The organism is Frisingicoccus sp., assembly GCA_016298055.1.
GTDB lineage: Bacteria > Bacillota > Clostridia > Lachnospirales > Lachnospiraceae > Frisingicoccus.
On the sequence record JAEDDO010000007.1, the window covers coordinates 1 to 18635 of the forward strand.

An 18635-nucleotide genomic window follows, 5' to 3' on the forward strand; every position below is an offset into this window, starting at 1 on the left:
CAACTTCCCGGTATACTTCAAATTTAATTTTATTAATATCTGTCATAAATTCTTTCTTCATCTTTATCTCCTAACAAAACAGTATCGTTAATAATATTTAATGCTCACTGTTTTTCCCATCTTTCTGCACTCATTCACAAGCTGTTCAACCAGTCTCTGACGAATACTCAGATCAAAAGGAAGTGCTGCTGCCTGATACGTCTCATTTATAGCCCTTCCCACAAACAGATTTAAATGGGTACATTCTTCAATAAGAATTTTACATAATCTTGCGGCACCATCCATGCCGTACAACTGTTTGAAAAAGGCCTCATCCACCTTGCCGAGATTGTATGCAGCAAGCATCTGAACTGTACGATTCAGAGTCAGAACACCTTCCGTAACCAGATCCATTCCTTCAATCTCTGCTGTTGGCGGAATATCCGGATCGTAATACATAAGAGATGCCCTGATTGGTTTGTGAAGATAGTTCGCTATAATATTCGAAGACGTGCCGCCACAGACAATTTTAGTTCCGGATTCAGACATAAACTCTTCTGCCGCCCGTCTGTCATCTTTTTTATCAACCGGAGGACCGGTAAAAATATTGACTGTCTTCGGTTCCGTGACCTTGATCGTAATCACGGTTGTATCATCTCCCGGTTTCCCATCATACAGCTCATAGCACCGGCTGCTTATCATCGACATCAGTCTGGAGCTTGATATATCCGAAGCACACATCTCCTCGATGTACCTGGCCACCTCTGAACGGGGCCATCCAAATCCGGACCGGGTTCCCACACCGGCATGAACCACACCGTCACTCATCATAATATAATAATCGCCATAGCATACATTAAAATGATACTCTCTGATGATCTTGCCCTCAATCTCTTTAACGGCAAAAGGTACATTCTTCTGATGGCCGTCCCGGATCAGTATTCCTCCCGGATTATCATATTCAAGCAGGCAGGCTTCACCATTTTTATAGATCTGCAGAATACTGAAAGTTGAATAAGCCACTTGTCTTTTCTGGCACACAGGCAGAGTACGGGCAACTGTCGTCACACACTCCTCAATAGTGGCACCGTTTTTCAGCATCGTACCCATAATTTTCGTTGTAAGGGTAGAAAGAATATTAGCTTTAACACCACTTCCCATTCCGTCGGACAATACAAGAATATCTGAGTCTTCTGTTTTGATAATCTCTACAGTGTCCCCACACAATTCTTCCTTTGCTTTATTCAGGCTTTTCCAGGCAATATCCAGACTCATCTTCATAATTCATCTTCCCCATCATAAAAGATGCTGTCACGCATCTTTGTCAATGTCACCTTAGTCTCTGCTGTCGTCTCTCCAAGAAGTCCTGCAATTTCCTGTGCGACCATCATCTGTTTGTCAATAACCTTCTGAGCAATCTCCATCGCTTCACGGCGCATGCGGTCATGCTGCCTGTGAATACGTTCTTCCGCAGTAACATTCCGAATAATACCAAGCGCACAATTCTGCTCACGGATGTAAATAATATTCTGTATCGTCACCAGACCATATTTTTCATATTCGACTTTTTTGTTCATGATACTCCGTTTCTGCCGGAATACCTCTTCGAAATCGCTGGCATCAAACAGTCTGTATAAATACATTCCAATCGCCTTTTCTGCCGGTATATTAAACATAACTTCGGCAGCATTATTGAACTGCATGATCTTAAGCTGCTCATCGACAGTAATAATAAGATTCGGCGTTACAGACAAAATAACTTCCGCCATAGAACGGGCCTTCTGATACATATGCGGTATACACAGATCAAATAGTTCTTTATTCTGACACAGGGCAATCGCTTTATCCCGGCATGTCTTATACCCGCAGGCACCACAATTCAACTGTTTTTCTGCGGAATCCTTTCCGTCCCTGCGAAGCTGTTCCTGAATCTCTTCTTCCGTCGGCATATCTATATTTTTGGAAGTTTCATAAAAAACTTTCTGAAGATGAATATTTGGACTCATATCTTCAACATTTTTCGGAAACTCCCTGCTGATTTTCTGATTTGTATAAATCCTTGCCTTAAAACGATCACTCTGACATCCCCCGGCCAAAGGACCATTGATACATCCTCCGACACAGGAAGATGCCTCAATAAAGCAATTTTTAATCTCTCCCTTCCGGATACATTCAAATAATTCAATCACTGAATCTATACTATCCACATAAAGCTGCTCATATTTTCCAAAGCCTCTGTGGGCTTGGATCGCTGATAAAATCCCGCCGCTGACACCATAAAGGCCATTGATCTGAGGATTTATCCCCTCTCTTGGACGAAAAGCACATCTTGATACGTCAATTTTCTCTTCCTTGAGCCATGATCGGAGTTCCTGAAAATCAAGAACCGCATCCACATATGTTCCCCGACAGCGTTCACGCACAGCCTCCCGGCCTCTGGCCGTACAGCTTCCGATATACACTATTTTGGCATCCGGTCCGAATTCCTCCTTCAACATCATGCCATGGGCTGTCATAGGCGATACGACAGGTGCCATATAAGGAATCATATCCGGATAATACTTTTCTACCAGCTCATTCACAGCCGTGCAGGACGTCGTTATAATATTCGTCATCGTCCCCTGACGAATCAGGCGTTCATATGCCTTTGTAATGTGAACTGCCGCTTCCGCTGTTTCACGGACATGTGTGAATCCAAGTTTGTAAAGGGCATCCCGGATCTGTCCGGTCCCGTGCATAGAATCGCCAAATGCCCCCAGATAAGCCGGGTCTAAGGAAGCGATAATTGTTTTCTCTTCCCGGATATACTGTTTCGCTTTACACAGGTCACTGATATAAATGATTGCATCCTGTGGACAGGCTGTAAGACAGCGGCCGCATAAAACACATTCGTCCGCCACATAGCGCGCCCGCTCGTCCTTTACATGAATGGCTTTCACCGGACATATGCGCACACACTTATAGCAGTCTTTGCATTTTGCCATCTTAAATCCAATTGCTGCCACTAACGAACCCTCCTGAGTACCTCATTCTCAAAAAATGTATCTACTGTTTCCGGTGAAACGGAAAATAATTCATCATCAATTTTAACACAAACACCTTTCTCACACTCTCCAGTGCAAAAAGATCCATTCAATTCAATCTGGGAGCATAACTCATTCTCCCGGATTTTCTTCTCAAGTCCCTGAATAATGCTTCTGGAACCTTTTAAATGACAGGAACTACCAATACATATTGTAATTACCATAAATAGCCTCCTTAATTCCTTTTGTTAATCTTATTATAAAATATTTATCCGTTCTGTCCAGAATTTTTCAACATTTTTCTCTACAGAATTGCAGTTTAATTTTTGAAAGGGAATCCACTCTCTCGGAAAGAGCCGCTGATACCGCTGATAATTAAAACGCTCATCCAGGAGTGCGATCACTCCCTGATCCGATTCCGAACGTATCACCCTTCCGCCGGCCTGAAATACCTTATTCATTCCCGGATAAAGATAGGCATAATCAAAACCTTCCCCTCGTGTTTCATCAAAATAGGTTTTCAAAAGTTCTCTTTCACTTCCAATCCCCGGAAGGCCGGTGCCCACAATGATGACACCAATCAACCGATCTGATTTGAGATCAATGCCTTCTGAAAAAATTCCGCCAAGAACGCAAAAACCAAGTGTTGTCTCATGAGGTCTCTCTTTAAAGCTGTCCAAAAAGGCCTGCCGTTCATCTTCATTCATCGTACTTTTCTGACGCAGCACAGTCAAACCATTTCCCGCTTTTTGCATCTCCCGCTCTGCAAAAGCATCAAATACATGTTCCATAAAATCATAAGAAGGACAAAAGACCATATAATTTCCATTTCTTGCCCTTATAATTTTTCGTATGTACTCTGCAATCCTGCCATACTGTTCCTCATTTCTCGACGAATAGCGGCTGCTTACATCATTAACTGTAAATATCAGTCTGTTTTCTTCTGAAAAAGGCGAATCGACATACATCTCATAATCTTCTTCCGGTTTTTTACTTAACAGATCTTTGTAATACTGCACCGGAAGCAATGTGGCCGAAAAGAAAATACAACTTCTGCTCATTCCGATCCGTTCATCCAGTTTTTCCGACGGATCCATACAAAAGAGACGAATCATTGTATCTCTTCCGCTGCCTTCAGTATAGATTCGGTATCGGTCATCCATCAGATCATAGGTATTTATAAAACGGCGTGCGTTAAAATAAAGTTCTGTAACCGTCTCCCGAAGTTCCCGGGGCATCTCCTCCCGAAGGATATCCTCAAAATCAGAAACCATTCGCATCAGACTTAAAACGAAACTTCCTATCTCCTTTACAACTGCGTAATTTTCACCGGTTTCCTGCCGATACTCCTCAAAATCTTTAAAAAACTGACCGCACTTATGCACTTTACGTGCTGTTTTCGGATAGGACGGTCTGAGGACCTTTAACACCTTCTGGAAATCACCTCTGAACAAACCGGAACTATACATCTCCCGTGCTCTGTCCACAAGATTATGTGCTTCATCCACAAGAAAAATCATATTTGCCATTGGATCTGCAAAAAAACGTTTTAAATACACAACCGGATCAAATACATAATTATAATCGCATATGATTGTGTCGCACCATAAAGATGCATCCAGCTGAAATTCAAAAGGACACACCTGAAACTTTTCCGCATACTCCAAAATGCACTCCCGGTTCATCCGGTCTTCTTCCTGAATCATTTCAAAAACCGCATCATTGACCCGGTCATAATGTCCCTTTGCATAAGGACAAAAGTCTGCCTGACACCGGCATTCTTCCAGAGGACATATTTTTTCCTTCGCCGTCAGTGTGATAAATTTCATCCTCAATCCATGTTCCGATAGCAATTCCCCTGCTTCTTGCGCCACTGTGCGCGTAATTGTTTTTGCCGTCAAATAGAAAATCCTTCCGCATTTTCCCACTCCCATAGCTTTGATTGAAGGAAATAAAGTTCCAAGAGTTTTTCCCGTGCCTGTCGGTGCCTGTATAAAAATATTTTTCTGCTCCTCAATTGAACGGTAAACACCATTCATCATTCTTTTCTGGCTGATCCGGTAAGCATAGGGAAAGGAGGTCCTTCCGATTGACTCATCCCGAAGTTCCTGCCACTGGATCTGCCATCTTGCCCACTTGGCATACTGGCGGACAAGATTTCCAAACCATTGTCTGAGCTCATCACACTCACGTACAAACTCAAAAGTTTTTATTTCTTCTGTTTCGAGCTGAATATAAGTTATACGGACACGAATCTGATTTAACTCTTTTTGGACCGCATACATGTAAGCATAACAGTCTGCCTGTGCTGTATGAAGGATATCCGGTTCCTCGATAGCATCCAGTTTTGTGAATGTACCTTTAATTTCGTCAATCATGACATTGTTTTCATCCGACGGATCTGTTATCACCCCGTCGGCTCTTCCCTCAACCTGTATGGTCAGTTCCTCATCCATGTCCATCTGACATTTCATAAAAACTTCTGCTTTGTAATTGTAACCTCCCTGTTTTTGAAGTTTGCGGTGGGCACGACTTCCGGCCTGCATGGCATCCACATCCTGAAGGGCTCCCGTTTTCTGATCTATATCGCCATTTCTCAAAATAAATTCCACAAGATTTCTGACAGAAACCCTTACCTGATGTATCACGTATATTCACCCCACCCTAAACTAGTTTTTACTGCAACAAAAAAATCCTCCTAACCGGACAGGTCAGGAGGATTTTGTGATTGTTATCCGATATATCCTTTAAGGAACTGAATCAATGTTTCCATCTCTGCGTCCGTTCCGATGGTTATTCTCAAATAATTATCAATTCTAGGCATATTAAAATAGCGTACATAGATTTTTTTCTCTCGAAGAGCCTCAAATAACTCCTTTGCCGGATATGACGGATGTGTCACAAAAACAAAGTTTGCCCACGGCTCGTTAAACTCAAATCCAAGAGCTTTTAACTCCTTACACACCCAACTGCGGGTGGACTTGATTTTTTCAACGCATTCCTCAAAATAAGCTCTGTCCTTTACGGCCTCAGCTCCAAGAGCCAGGGATGTCTGATTCATTGTATAGGAATTAAAGGAATATTTAAAGTCATTCAGCGCTTTAATCAATTCCTCGTTGCCCATTGCAAAACCGATTCGCATGCCTGCCATGGACCGGGATTTTGAAAATGTCTGCACAACAAGCAGGTTATCATACCGGTCGATAAGTTCTAATGCGGATCTTCCGCCAAAGTCAATATAAGCTTCATCCACGATAACGAGTACATCCTGATTGTGTTTTAAAATATCCTCTATAAAATCCAGATCTTCGTAAACCGATGTCGGAGCGTTCGGATTCGGGAAAATAATTCCGCCATTTTCACCATAATAATCTTCTCTGTGCATGCGGAAGTGCTCATCCAGAGCTTTTGTCTCATAAGGAATCCGAAAGGCATCGGCCCATACCGGATAAAAAGAATAGGTAATATCCGGAAACAGAATCGGACGATCACTGTTAAAGAATGTCTGAAAGGCCATCGCAATAACATCATCCGAACCCACGCCAACAAAAATCTGTTCCTGACGAACATGATAAAAATCTGCAAGTGCCTCCGTCAGTACACTGGCTGTCGGATCCGGATACAAACGAAATTTTTCTGCATCCATCTGCTTTGCCATCGCCATAACACCCGATGCCGGCGGATAAGGATTCTCATTCGTATTTAATTTGATCATTCCGGTCTGGTTCGGCTGTTCACCCGGTGTATAAGGAACTACCCGACGCACATAGTCTCTCCATGTTTTCATACCTGTTTCCACCTTCCCTTTTATCCAAAATACTTTTCAGCCAGTGCTTTAAAAGCCGGCATGGAACGTTCAATCATATCATAAGCCACACAGTATGCGATCCGGACATATCCCGGGCATCCAAAGCTGGAAGCCGGAACTAAAAGCAAATGCTGTTTTTTTGCTTCCTCAACAAATGCCTTTTCATCTTCCACAGGTGATTTCACAAAAAGGTAGAATGCACCTTCCGGTTTCACACATTCAAATCCCATATCTGTAAGCGATTTATATAAAAACTTTCGATTCTTATCATAAGCCGCCACATCTGTCTTTTCATTCAGACACTCTTTGATCATCAGCTGCTGAAGCGAAGGTGCATTGACGAAACCAAGCACACGATTGGCAATGGCCAGACCTTCGATCAATCCCTGATAATCGTCAATCGCCTTAGGGACCGCCAGATAACCGATACGCTCTCCCGGCAGAGAAAGTGATTTGCTGAAAGAATATCCAATAATACAGTTGCGGATATGTTTTGTAATAAAAGGAACCTCTACACCGTCATAAACCAGTTCTCTGTAAGGCTCATCTGATATTACATAAATCGAATGACCGATACGGGTCTCGGCCTCCTTAAGGATCCTTTCGAGACGATCTAACGTCTCGGCAGTATAGACAACACCTGTCGGATTATTCGGATTATTAATGATGATTGCTTTTGTCCGTTCTGTGATCCTATCCTGCAGCATGTCCAGATTCGGCTGGAAAGACGGCGGATTCGGAGGAACTACAACAAGCTGTGCCTGATAATTATGCACATAATTCGTGTATTCCCCAAAAAACGGAGCAAAGCACACAACTTCATCCCCCGGATCAAGTAATGTTCTGAGAACCACATTCAGACCGCCGGCAGCGCCCACAGTCATCAAAATCCCCGGCCACTCAAAGTCCGTATCAAATCTTTCATTCAAAGACTTTGCAACTGCTTCCCGGACTTCCTCATAGCCTGCATTGCTCATATAACCGTGCACATAAAGTGTATTTTTCTCATCCAGAATCTTTTTCATAGATGTCCTCACCGCTTCCGGTGCAGGTACACTCGGATTACCGAGGCTGAAATCATAAACGTTTTCTGCTCCGACTTCTCTGGCCATCTCCTTACCTTCTTCAAAAAGTGCACGAATGACCGAATTTCCTTTCACTAACTGTTCCATGCTTTTAGATATCATCGATTTAACCTTCTTCCTCCATGTTGCTCAACTTCGCTGCCTGATCTGCTGCCGTCAGACTGTCGATCACTTCATCCAGATCTCCGTTAAGAATGTCATCCAGTCGATGCAGTGTTAATTTAATACGATGATCTGTACAACGGCCCTGAGGGAAATTGTAGGTACGGATTTTTTCAGAACGATCTCCTGTTCCGACCTGATTCTTACGGTTTGCAGCTTCTTCCTTCTGTTTCTTCTCTAACTCAAGATCATATAATCTGGAACGAAGGACTTTTAAGCCTTTTTCTTTATTCTTAAGCTGGGATTTTTCATCCTGGCATGAAATAACAATACCTGTCGGAATATGTGTAATACGTACGGCAGAGTCGGTTGTGTTGACACACTGACCTCCATTACCGGATGCACGGAATACATCGATTCGGACATCATTCATATCCAGCTGCACATCCACTTCCTCAGCTTCCGGCATAATTGCCACTGTAACAGTTGATGTGTGAATACGTCCGCCGGATTCTGTTTCCGGTACACGCTGTACACGATGCACACCACTCTCAAATTTTAACCGTGAATAAACACCATTACCGACAATCATAAATACAACTTCTTTGAAGCCTCCGATACCGTTCTCATTCACGCTCATCATCTCAATTTTCCAACGCTGTTTTTCCGCATATTTTGAATACATACGGAACAATTCTGCCGCAAAAAGAGCTGCCTCATCTCCGCCGGCACCTGCACGGATCTCAACGATAACATTCTTTTCATCCATCGGATCCTTTGGAATCAGTAATACTTTCAATTCCTGCTCAATCTCTGTGATACGTTTTTTTGACTCAGCCATCTCTTCTTTTGCCAATTCACGCATCTCTTCATCATTTTCCATCTCAAGCAGTTCAAGACTGTCTTCCACATTCTGCTTCTCCTGCTTGTATTCTGTATATTTTTCGACGATTGGAGCAAGGTCATTCTGTTCCTTCATCAACTTACGAAAACGCGGCTGATCATTGACCACATCCGGGTCATTCAGTTCTTCCATTACCTGCTGATAACGGATTACAAGATCTTCTAATCTGTCAAACATGATTTTACCTCCAATTAATTTCTATATTCTCCCATAAACCACACGGTCCAGTCCGGCAAGATCTCTGACCGTATGTACTTCTTTAAAACCTTTATCTCTCATAATCTGGGACACATCTTCCGCCTGCTCACAGCCGATCTCATAAAAAAGCCAGCCACCCGGATTCAAATGTTCCAGGGAGGCTTCTGTAATCTTTTTATAAAATTCCAGTCCCTCATCGGCCCCTTCCAGTGCAAGCCGGGGCTCGTAATCTCTTACCTCCGGCATCAGCGTTTCAATAACATCTGCAGGAATATATGGCGGATTCGATACGATCACATCATATGTATCGGAAATATTTTCAAAGAGATCACTCTGTATCCATGTCACATCTTCTTTTTTGCGTCCGGATCTCATCAGGTAATCCCGGTTAAAAATACCATTCATACGAGCCACATCCAGAGCCTCCCGTGAAATATCCGCACCGTGTCCTCGTCCATAACTTCCATGGGCCATCAGGCTGATCAAAATGCATCCGGAGCCGGTACACATATCCAGCACACTTCCCTGTAAAATATCGGCTTCTTTTAAAACAGTCTCAACAAGAATTTCTGTATCCTGTCTCGGTATTAAAACAGCCTCATTCACCATAAATTCCAGTCCCATAAATCCGGCAGTTCCGAGAATATACTGAAGCGGATAATGGCTGCACCGTCTTTCAACCGCTTCCCGATATCTCCGTTCTTCCTGAGGATCCGCTTCCGTATCTGCCTGAAGCAAATACTGTGCCCAATTCAGATCACATATATATTCTATCAGATACCTGGCCTCCATGGTACTATTTTCGATATTATTTTCTCTCAGACGTTCTTCGCCCTCTTTTAATAATTCTCTTAATGTTATCATGCTTTCAAATCCCTCTGAAACTCACGCCAGTCATAAATAGCTTCAATAGAAGCAATGGCCACTTCAAGCATCTCTCTATCCGGCTCCTTCGTTGTAAACTTCTGCATCCAGAATCCGGGTTTGCTGACCAGACAGACTAAACCGGAATCGTGACGTCCTGCCCACTGGATAATCTCATAAGATATACCTGCAATGACCGGGACAAGAAGGATTCGGCAGATTACTTTTATAAACATATTATTAATAGGAAATATTTGGAAAAAAAGTAAAAAAAACACAATACTTATAAACATGACAATGAAGAGAAAACTTGTACCGCAGCGCTTATGAAAACGTGAGTATTTTGCTGCATTTTCCGGGGTCAGTTCATCTCCGTGTTCAATACAGTTGATTGTCTTGTGTTCCGCGCCATGATACATAAACAGGCGCTGAATATCTTTCATTCGTGATATTGCCAGAATATATATGATAAAAATGAGTACACGCACCAAACCTTCAATAATTCCTAAAACTAAAGAGGAATCCGTCACACTCTTAAAAAGGTTTGAAACCAAAAATGGCAAGATCATAAACAGACCAATTGAAAATGCCAGAGAAAAAATAACCGTCATTGTCATAAATACTGTATCGGATTGTTTTTCTTTCTCCTGTGACGTCTCTTCCTCATCCTCAAAAAAAGAGGCCGACCACATCAGTGTCTTCATCCCCACAACGAGAGAGTCTACAAATGCAAACACTCCGCGAACAATAGGAATCCCTGAAACATGATAGCGCTCACCCAATGTCTGTCTCTGCTCGGTCATCACTTCTATCTCATGATTCTCTTTTCGGACAGCCACCGCATAATGATCCTTATGGCGCATCATGACACCTTCCATAACAGCCTGACCACCGATATTCGCATATTTCATAATTCAATACCTCTATAGAAAAATAGGTTGAGATTTTCAAAAAATCTCAACCTTACTGTAACACTTTTCTTATTCCTGAGTAAGACCATACTTACGATTGAATTTATCAATACGACCACGGGCTGCAACAGCTTTCTGCTGGCCTGTGTAGAAAGAATGGCACTTAGAACAAATTTCAACGTGGATTTCCGGTTTTGTAGAACCTGTAACAAATTCATTACCACAGTTGCAAGTTACTTTTGCCTGATAATATTTTGGATGAATTCCTTCTCTCATGTTTTTCACCTCACTAAGACTTTCTTCATTCTAAAATTATAAAACTGACGAATCAATTTTGTTCAATATAAAAACAGCTTTTTTATTATAGCATGCTTCAATTGGGCTTTCAAGCCTTTTTTTAAAAAATCTTTGTCCTTTTTATCATAGAAATAAAGGCTTTATTATCCTCTGAATGCATAAACATATCCAATATTCTCTCCAGTGCATCATCTGCCTTCATGCCACCCAGTGCTTTGCGCATAGTATAGGATGCATCCAACTCCTCTTTTGACAGAAGAAGCTCTTCCCGGCGGGTTCCGGAACGGGCAATATCCACTGCAGGAAAAATTCTTTTCTCAGATAATTTCCGGTCAAGAACAAGTTCCATATTACCTGTTCCCTTAAATTCTTCAAAAACAACATCATCCATCTTACTTCCTGTCTCAACAAGTGCTGTGGCGAGAACCGTAAGACTTCCACCCTCACGCATATTCCGGGCGGCACCGAAAAACTTCTTCGGCATATATAAAGCAGCCGGGTCAAGACCACCGGATAAGGTTCTTCCACTCGGCGGCACTGTCAGGTTATAGGCTCTGGCTAATCGGGTAATACTGTCAAGCAGAATCATAACATCCTTTTTATGCTCCACAAGACGCTTAGCCCGCTCAAGCACCATCTCTGAAACACGCTTGTGATGCTCCGGAAGTTCATCAAACGTAGAATAGATAACTTCTACATTCTTTCCGGCAATGGATTCTTTTATATCTGTAACTTCCTCCGGACGTTCATCAATCAAAAGAATGATCAGATTCATATCCGGCTGATTAATCGTCACCGCCTTGGCAATCTGCTTGAGCAATGTTGTCTTTCCAGTCTTCGGAGGCGCCACGATCATTCCTCTCTGCCCTTTACCGATAGGAGAAACCAGATCCATAATCCGCATCGGCACACTCGACTTCACTGTCTCCAGGCGAATTCTGTGGTCCGGAAAGATCGGCGTCATATCCTCAAAATTCTTGCGGCGAGTGGCCTCCCCCGGGTGCATACCATTCACTGACTTCACATATAAAAGTGCACTGAACTTTTCATTCTGAGTCTTTACACGTATATTCCCTTCGATCATATCTCCGGTCTTCAGATTAAATCGACGGATCTGAGCCGGTGAAACATAGACATCATTCGATCCCGGAAGATAATTCTCGCATCGGATAAATCCGTAACCATCTGTCAGAACCTCCAGAATGCCGTTCGCCATCTGTCCGCTGTCCAGGGCTTCCAGATTACTGTCCATGCGGCAATCCCCGGCCTCTGCCGTCTCAACACTCTGCACACTGCGCTTTTCTTCCGTTTTTTCTTCTTGTTTTTCACTCTTTTCACGATTGTACTTTTCTTCCAATTCCCCCAGCAACTGAACCAATTCCGCCTTACGCATCGCCGATACATTCTTTACTCCCTGGGATTTTGCCAGCTCTTTCAGCTGAACTAAGGACAAAGTCGCGAATTTATCATTCATGAATAGCCTCCTCACAATATGTACATATCTCTTTATTTCTGGAAAATTTATAATAGATGAGATCTCAGATATTTTTATTATACATGAAAACGATGATAAATAAAGAAAAATATTACGCAAATTTCGACTTTTCTCTTTTTATTTCGCTACCCTCAAAATACACATTTTTACATTTTTTTAAATTTTATCCTTTTAAAGTATTGAATTCCAAAAAAAAGTATACTATAATTGCAATGAAATTGCAGAAACGCATTTATTGCTATTCAAGGAGGAGAAAATATGTCTTATACTGACAGCATCATCGAAAGTGTGATTAAAAAGAATCCAAATGAACCAGAATTCATCCAGGCAGTGACAGAAGTTATGAACTCATTAAAACTGGTTGTGGACAGTGAATCAAAATATCAGGACGCAGCTCTTCTGGAACGCATTGTAGAACCAGAACGTATTATCATGTTCCGTGTTCCGTGGGTAGATGACAACGGTAAAGTTCAGGTAAACCGTGGCTACCGCGTTCAGTTCAACAGTGCAATCGGACCATACAAGGGCGGTCTTCGTTTCCATCCATCCGTAAACTTAAGCATTATTAAATTCCTTGGTTTCGAGCAGATTTTCAAGAATTCCCTTACCGGACTTCCTATCGGCGGCGGCAAAGGTGGTTCCGATTTCGATCCGAAGGGTAAATCTGACCGCGAAGTTATGGCTTTCTGCCAGAGCTTTATGACAGAATTATGTCGTCATATCGGTGCAGATACAGACGTTCCTGCAGGTGATATCGGTGTTGGCGGACGCGAGATCGGTTATCTTTACGGACAGTACAAACGCATCCGTAACCTTTCTGAAGGCGTTCTCACAGGTAAAGGTTTAACTTACGGCGGTTCTCTTGCACGTACAGAAGCTACAGGATATGGTCTTGTTTATCTTGTAGATGAATTATTAAAATGCAAAGGCGATACATTAGAAGGCAAAACCGTTGCCATCTCCGGTGCAGGTAATGTTGCAATTTACGCTTGTGAAAAAGCAACTCAGCTCGGTGCTAAAGTCGTTACTCTCAGCGATTCCACAGGCTGGATCTACGACAAGAACGGTATCGATCTTGCTCTTGTAAAAGATATCAAAGAAGTACGTCGCGGACGTATTAAAGAATATACAGAGAAACATCCGGAAGCAGTTTATACTGAAGGCAGAGGCGTATGGACAGTTCCTTGTGACATCGCACTTCCATGTGCAACTCAGAACGAGCTCCTTCTCGACGACGCAAAAGCACTTGTCGCAAACGGCTGCAAAGTTGTTGCTGAAGGTGCAAACATGCCTACAACTCTTGACGCAACAGAATATCTCCAGAGCAATAAGATTTATTTTGTTCCTGGAAAAGCTTCCAACGCAGGCGGTGTTGCTACTTCCGCTCTTGAAATGTCCCAGAACAGCATGCGTTTAAGCTGGACATTCGAAGAAGTTGATGCAAAACTTCGTGATATTATGGTAAACATCTTCCACAATATCGACGATGCTGCTAAAGCTTACGGCGTTGAAGATGACTTCGTTGCCGGTGCAAACATTGCCGGATTCAAGAAAGTTGCTGACGCTATGTTAGCACAGGGTGTTTGCTAATTATATCTTAACCATTTACAGAGGCCTGTTTCTTTTATCGGAACAGGCCTCTTTTTCTTTTCTCTCTTATTCTTTCCATCCTTGAATACACCTTCTATTTCATGTATAGTAAAAGTAAACAATTATTTAGGGGGATAAATTATATGAACTACAGAGATTTTGATACTTACTTAAAAAAATTCCCGGATAAAAACGGTTATTTCGGGGAATATGGCGGTCAGTTCCTTCCACCGGAATTAATTCCGGCATTTAAGGAAATTGACGATGCCTATGAAGAAATCTGTCACAGTGCTCAGTTTATCAATGAACTACGCCGTATCCGCAGAGAATTTCAGGGCCGTCCAACACCTGTTTATCATTGTGAACGTCTTTCCAAACACTTTGGAAAATGCCAGATTTATTTAAAACGTGAAGACCTAAATCATACCGGTGCTCACAAACTCAATCATTGCATGGGAGAAGGACTTCTTGCGAAATACATGGGTAAAAAGAAAATCATTGCTGAAACCGGTGCCGGACAGCACGGTGTTGCCCTCGCAACAGCTGCCGCCTATTTCGGTCTTGACTGTGATATTTATATGGGTGAAGTTGATATCGCCAAACAGCATCCGAATGTTATCCGTATGAAGATGCTCGGTGCCCGTGTCATCCCTGTCACTCACGGATTAAAGACATTAAAAGAGGCCGTTGATGCTGCATTTGATGCCTACTTAAAAGAATATGAAACATCCATTTACTGTATCGGTTCCGTTGTCGGTCCTCATCCGTTTCCTAAAATGGTCCGCGACTTCCAGTCTGTGATCGGCATTGAAGCCCGTGAACAATTTTTAGAAATGACCGGAATTCTTCCGGATGCTGTTACCGCTGCTGTCGGAGGCGGTTCCAACTCTATTGGTATGTTTGTCCCATTTCTGGCGGATCCTGTTGATATCATCGGCGTGGAGCCACTCGGACGCGGTTCAGGCATCGGCGATCACGCTGCTTCCATCGCCTACGGCAAAAAAGGTATCCTGCATGGTTTTGAAAGCTATCTTCTCCAGGATGAAAACGGAGATCCGCTTCCTGTCTATTCCATTGCCAGCGGTCTGGATTACCCTGCGACCGGTCCGGAACATGCCTATCTGCACGACTGCGGACGTGTTCAATACACATCCATCAGTGATGACGAAGCTATGGAAGCCTTCTTCCTTCTCTGTAAATATGAAGGCATCATTCCAGCCATAGAAAGCGCTCACGCTGTTGCCTATGCGATCAAATATGCCAAAGAACATGAAACCGGTTCAATCCTTGCCTGCCTTTCCGGCCGAGGAGATAAAGATATCGACTATGTTTATGAAAAATACGGTTGCGGAGAACAGTTTAACTTATAAGTTTTTTCGACTTTGTCCGGGAAATAATTCTTGCTTTATGGGCTTATTTCAAGTATCATATTATTATGATACCAAGGTCAAAAAATCCCGTTTTCAGGTTTTTCAGAACCTAAAATTCGAAATATCCGCAGGTATCATGGGGGCAAATGCTTTTGACCCATACATTATTATATTGGGAGGTATATAGCAATGGAGGTTAAAAAAATTTACACACTTCGCAACGGCGTTGAGATGCCTGGTGTTGGTTTTGGAACATGGAAAGCAAAAGATGGTGAGGACGCTTTCAACAGTATCATTTCCGCTATCGAAGCAGGATATCGTCATATCGATACTGCTACATTATATAAGAATGAAGCCAGCGTTGGAAAAGCTGTAAGAGAATGTGGTCTTAAACGTGAAGAACTTTTTGTTACAAGTAAAGTATGGAACAAAGCTCGTGGTTACGAAAAAACAAAGGCTGCTTTCGAAAAAACATTAAATATTATGGGACTTGATTATCTGGATCTCTATCTCATTCATTGGCCGGCAATTCCTCTTCAGTTTGAAGACTGGAATGATATCAACCTTGGTACATGGAAAGCTATGACAGAGCTTTATAAAGAAGGCCGCATCCGTGCGATCGGTACAGCAAACTTCTATCCAAAACATCTGGAATCCTTAATGGAAACAGAAGTTCAGCCTATGGTTAACCAGATTGAATATCATCCGGGATACCTTCAGCAGGAAGTTGTTGACTACTGTCAGGCAAACGGTATCGTTGTTCAGGGCTGGAGTCCACTCGGAAACGGTGCAGTTCTCGGCAATGAATTCCTGGCTGAGATGGCAGCAAAATATGATAAGAGTGTTGCTCAGATCTGCTTAAGATTTGCAGCTCAGAATGGTGTTGTTCCGCTTCCTAAGTCTGTAACACCATCCCGTATTGCATCCAACCTTGATATTTACAATTTCGAGATTTCTGACGAAGATATGAAAGCTATCGCAGCTATGCCAGAAACAGGCTTCTCCGGCTGGAATCCAAATGAAATTGATTTCTAAAAATCTACATATTCCAAAGCGGCAGTTTTTTACTGTCGCTTTTTTCATATTATCCGCGAAACACTTTACCTCAAATCTGAAAATGCGCCTGGAACATCGTTGTCCAGACGCATCTCTAATCATGGTCATTATCAATGACTCATCTTATTTATTCAGTTTTTTTGCCGCTTTTGCTTCAATAGCTGCTTTCTGAACGTAAGCCCGTACATGTTTTCCTGTACCGATCACTCCGGCTTCATCCACAGCCTCAAAGGAAAATTCAACCATCTTGCCGACTTTTTCAACTTTAGCAGTACATGTTACTTTCATTCCTACCGGTGTCGGTGAAGTATGCATAATCTCTAATGATACACCTACACTGGCTTCTCCCTCACCGCTGGCCTGATCCATACATAAAAAGCATGTTTTTTCAGCAAGTGCAACAAGCATCGGGGTTCCAAACACATTCGGTGTTCCCTCTACAGCACTTGCTGCTGTCATATCCTCTGTAACTACCTGTTCACAAGTGAACGTTGTTCCTAACAATTGTTCTTTTTCCATATCTTCTCACTTTCCGCCGCAACCCGAAATTCAAAACTGCTCTGCTGAAAATTACTGAATAAATGCTTTTAATTCTTCAAGTAATGTCTCTGGTTTTTCTCCGTGTATCTGAATTGTGATTGGTTTACTTAAATCAAGGCTAAAGATGCCCATAATGGATTTTGCATCAATGACATAGCGTCCGGATACTAAATCCACGTCACCATCATACATTGCTACAATACGGTTAAAATCTTTAACATCTTCAATACTCTGTAATAAAATTATTGCTTCTTTCATTATTTATTCCTCCTGTCAAATCTGAATTAATTCATATTCATCAGTTCCAAGGCCCAGTGCCTTCGCATGTTCAAGGCAACTGTTCCAGTTTGTGTCCGGAAATACATCTGTAAAATGATCATGATGTACATGTTCAACTTCATCCAGAACACTTCCCGCACAAATCGGCTGTCTGTTGACAGCATCTGCACAGGCTTTATCCAAAGCAACCGGATCAAAGGACGCAAACATCCCAACATCCGGAACAATTGGTGCATCATTCTCTCCATGACAGTCACAATATGGTGAAACATCCATAACAAGACTGATATGGAAGGATGGACGGCCATCCACAACTGCTTTGGCATACTCTGCCATCTTGCAGTTTAAAATATCATTAGACTCATCAGATGCCGGTTTTACTGCATCCATCGGACAGACACCAATACATCTTCCGCAGCCGACACATTTATTATGGTCAATTGACGCCTTCTTATCCGCAATATTAATGGCATCATGCGCACAAACCTTTGTACACATGCCGCAGCCGACACACTTTCTCTCAGATACTCTCGGTTTGCCTGCGCTGTGCATCTCCATCTTTCCGGCTCTTGAGCCGCAGCCCATACCCAGATTCTTGATCGCACCGCCAAAACCTGCAGCCTCATGTCCCTTAAAATGGTTCAAAGAAATAACGACATCCGCATCCATAACGGCACGTCCGATCTTGGCCTCTTTCACATAAGTACCGCCTTCAACAGGCACAAGAACTTCGTCTGTACCTTTCAGACCATCTGCAATAATAATATGGCATCCGGTTGAAAACGGAGAGAATCCATTCATATAAGCACTGTCTAAATGATCCAGCGCATTCTTTCTTCCACCGACATAAAGCGTATTCGCGTCTGTAAGAAAAGGCTTTCCACCCAGATCTTTTACAAAATCAACAACAGTTTTTGCATAATTCGGCCGAAGATAGGCTAAATTACCCGGTTCACCAAAATGAATCTTGATAGCCACATACTTTTTTTGAAAATCAATTGTGTCCATACCGGCAGTCTTCATTAATCGAGTGAGTTTCTGCTGTATATTCTCGTGTACGGTTGCACGAAAATTTGCAAAATAAACTTTAGATTTTTCCATGTTCATTCTCCTTCATTTATCCTACTCTTACAA

Annotated in this window: 17 protein-coding genes; 3 read left to right on the plus strand and 14 right to left on the minus strand. The window is 42.5% G+C overall.

All coding sequences use genetic code 11. From position 1 onward, the window contains the following. Positions 1-87 precede the first annotated feature (87 nt). The 11 genes from QZZ35_RS01430 to rho form a co-directional block, all read right to left on the minus strand. Positions 88-1260, minus strand: coding sequence for a SpoIIE family protein phosphatase (locus QZZ35_RS01430; RefSeq protein ID WP_291235828.1), 1173 nt, complete (start codon positions 1258-1260; stop codon positions 88-90). Continuing rightward, positions 1257-2984: a [Fe-Fe] hydrogenase large subunit C-terminal domain-containing protein gene (locus QZZ35_RS01435; RefSeq protein ID WP_291235829.1), complete on the minus strand. Its 1728-nt coding sequence runs from the start codon at positions 2982-2984 to the stop codon at positions 1257-1259. Before QZZ35_RS01435 ends, QZZ35_RS01430 begins: the two co-directional genes overlap by 4 nt. Then, on the minus strand, positions 2984-3226 hold the full coding sequence (locus tag QZZ35_RS01440; protein ID WP_291235830.1) for a (2Fe-2S) ferredoxin domain-containing protein: 243 nt from the start codon (positions 3224-3226) through the stop codon (positions 2984-2986). The genes QZZ35_RS01435 and QZZ35_RS01440 overlap by 1 nt, the downstream gene beginning before the upstream one ends. A gap of 33 nt (positions 3227-3259) precedes the next feature. Beyond that, entirely contained in the window at positions 3260-5650 is a 2391-nt protein-coding gene (locus tag QZZ35_RS01445; RefSeq protein WP_291235831.1) for an ATP-dependent DNA helicase, read from the minus strand. Positions 5651-5733: 83 nt separating this feature from the next. Next, on the minus strand, positions 5734-6789 hold the full coding sequence (gene hisC, locus QZZ35_RS01450; protein ID WP_291235832.1) for a histidinol-phosphate transaminase: 1056 nt from the start codon (positions 6787-6789) through the stop codon (positions 5734-5736). A 20-nt stretch (positions 6790-6809) separates the two neighbouring features. Further along, positions 6810-7997, minus strand: coding sequence for a pyridoxal phosphate-dependent aminotransferase (locus QZZ35_RS01455; RefSeq protein WP_291235833.1), 1188 nt, complete (start codon positions 7995-7997; stop codon positions 6810-6812). A 4-nt stretch (positions 7998-8001) separates the two neighbouring features. Then, positions 8002-9078: a peptide chain release factor 1 gene (gene prfA, locus QZZ35_RS01460; RefSeq protein ID WP_291233927.1), complete on the minus strand. Its 1077-nt coding sequence runs from the start codon at positions 9076-9078 to the stop codon at positions 8002-8004. A 21-nt stretch (positions 9079-9099) separates the two neighbouring features. Next, positions 9100-9963 (minus strand): peptide chain release factor N(5)-glutamine methyltransferase, encoded by an 864-nt coding sequence (prmC, locus tag QZZ35_RS01465; protein ID WP_291235834.1) that lies wholly within the window; start codon positions 9961-9963, stop codon positions 9100-9102. Further along, complete coding sequence (locus QZZ35_RS01470; protein ID WP_291235835.1) at positions 9960-10874, minus strand: DUF1385 domain-containing protein; 915 nt, start codon at positions 10872-10874, stop codon at positions 9960-9962. Before QZZ35_RS01470 ends, prmC begins: the two co-directional genes overlap by 4 nt. 69 nt (positions 10875-10943) lie before the next feature. Continuing rightward, entirely contained in the window at positions 10944-11150 is a 207-nt protein-coding gene (rpmE, locus tag QZZ35_RS01475; RefSeq protein WP_291233924.1) for a 50S ribosomal protein L31, read from the minus strand. A gap of 121 nt (positions 11151-11271) precedes the next feature. Beyond that, on the minus strand, positions 11272-12645 hold the full coding sequence (rho, locus tag QZZ35_RS01480; protein WP_291235836.1) for a transcription termination factor Rho: 1374 nt from the start codon (positions 12643-12645) through the stop codon (positions 11272-11274). A 279-nt stretch (positions 12646-12924) separates the two neighbouring features. On the opposite strand from rho, the gene gdhA reads away from it, so the two are divergent. From gdhA to QZZ35_RS01495, 3 genes are all read left to right on the plus strand, one after another. Beyond that, complete coding sequence (gene gdhA / locus QZZ35_RS01485) at positions 12925-14256, plus strand: NADP-specific glutamate dehydrogenase (RefSeq protein WP_291233922.1); 1332 nt, start codon at positions 12925-12927, stop codon at positions 14254-14256. Between the two features lie 143 nt (positions 14257-14399). Beyond that, positions 14400-15626 carry a tryptophan synthase subunit beta gene (trpB, locus tag QZZ35_RS01490; protein WP_291235837.1) on the plus strand — a complete coding sequence of 409 codons (1227 nt, stop codon included), beginning with the start codon at positions 14400-14402 and terminating at the stop codon, positions 15624-15626. 189 nt (positions 15627-15815) lie between these two features. After that, the gene (locus QZZ35_RS01495; protein WP_291235838.1) at positions 15816-16661 is read left to right on the plus strand and encodes an aldo/keto reductase; all 846 of its coding nucleotides are present in this window, start codon (positions 15816-15818) and stop codon (positions 16659-16661) included. Between the two features lie 144 nt (positions 16662-16805). On the opposite strand, the gene QZZ35_RS01500 is transcribed toward QZZ35_RS01495, so the two are convergent. The 3 genes from QZZ35_RS01500 to QZZ35_RS01510 are packed head-to-tail and all read right to left on the minus strand — an operon-like array spanning position 16806 to position 18602. Beyond that, on the minus strand, positions 16806-17201 hold the full coding sequence (locus tag QZZ35_RS01500) for a thioesterase family protein (protein ID WP_291235839.1): 396 nt from the start codon (positions 17199-17201) through the stop codon (positions 16806-16808). A gap of 51 nt (positions 17202-17252) precedes the next feature. Next, on the minus strand, positions 17253-17480 hold the full coding sequence (locus QZZ35_RS01505) for an HPr family phosphocarrier protein (protein WP_291235840.1): 228 nt from the start codon (positions 17478-17480) through the stop codon (positions 17253-17255). Between the two features lie 15 nt (positions 17481-17495). Next, positions 17496-18602 carry a DUF362 domain-containing protein gene (locus tag QZZ35_RS01510; RefSeq protein WP_291235841.1) on the minus strand — a complete coding sequence of 369 codons (1107 nt, stop codon included), beginning with the start codon at positions 18600-18602 and terminating at the stop codon, positions 17496-17498. Positions 18603-18635: the final 33 nt, after the last annotated feature.

Coding starts and splice junctions, on each gene's coding strand:
- QZZ35_RS01470 (WP_291235835.1), bottom strand. CDS start 10,874: ATGAAATATGCGAATATCGGTGGTCAGGCTGTTATGGAAGGTGTCATG.
- QZZ35_RS01505 (WP_291235840.1), bottom strand. CDS start 17,480: ATGAAAGAAGCAATAATTTTATTACAGAGTATTGAAGATGTTAAAGAT.
- hisC (WP_291235832.1), bottom strand. CDS start 6,789: ATGAAAACATGGAGAGACTATGTGCGTCGGGTAGTTCCTTATACACCG.
- trpB (WP_291235837.1), top strand. CDS start 14,400: ATGAACTACAGAGATTTTGATACTTACTTAAAAAAATTCCCGGATAAA.
- prfA (WP_291233927.1), bottom strand. CDS start 9,078: ATGTTTGACAGATTAGAAGATCTTGTAATCCGTTATCAGCAGGTAATG.
- QZZ35_RS01440 (WP_291235830.1), bottom strand. CDS start 3,226: ATGGTAATTACAATATGTATTGGTAGTTCCTGTCATTTAAAAGGTTCC.
- QZZ35_RS01500 (WP_291235839.1), bottom strand. CDS start 17,201: ATGGAAAAAGAACAATTGTTAGGAACAACGTTCACTTGTGAACAGGTA.
- rho (WP_291235836.1), bottom strand. CDS start 12,645: ATGAATGATAAATTCGCGACTTTGTCCTTAGTTCAGCTGAAAGAGCTG.
- prmC (WP_291235834.1), bottom strand. CDS start 9,963: ATGATAACATTAAGAGAATTATTAAAAGAGGGCGAAGAACGTCTGAGA.
- gdhA (WP_291233922.1), top strand. CDS start 12,925: ATGTCTTATACTGACAGCATCATCGAAAGTGTGATTAAAAAGAATCCA.
- QZZ35_RS01495 (WP_291235838.1), top strand. CDS start 15,816: ATGGAGGTTAAAAAAATTTACACACTTCGCAACGGCGTTGAGATGCCT.
- rpmE (WP_291233924.1), bottom strand. CDS start 11,150: ATGAGAGAAGGAATTCATCCAAAATATTATCAGGCAAAAGTAACTTGC.
- QZZ35_RS01455 (WP_291235833.1), bottom strand. CDS start 7,997: ATGATATCTAAAAGCATGGAACAGTTAGTGAAAGGAAATTCGGTCATT.
- QZZ35_RS01430 (WP_291235828.1), bottom strand. CDS start 1,260: ATGAAGATGAGTCTGGATATTGCCTGGAAAAGCCTGAATAAAGCAAAG.
- QZZ35_RS01510 (WP_291235841.1), bottom strand. CDS start 18,602: ATGGAAAAATCTAAAGTTTATTTTGCAAATTTTCGTGCAACCGTACAC.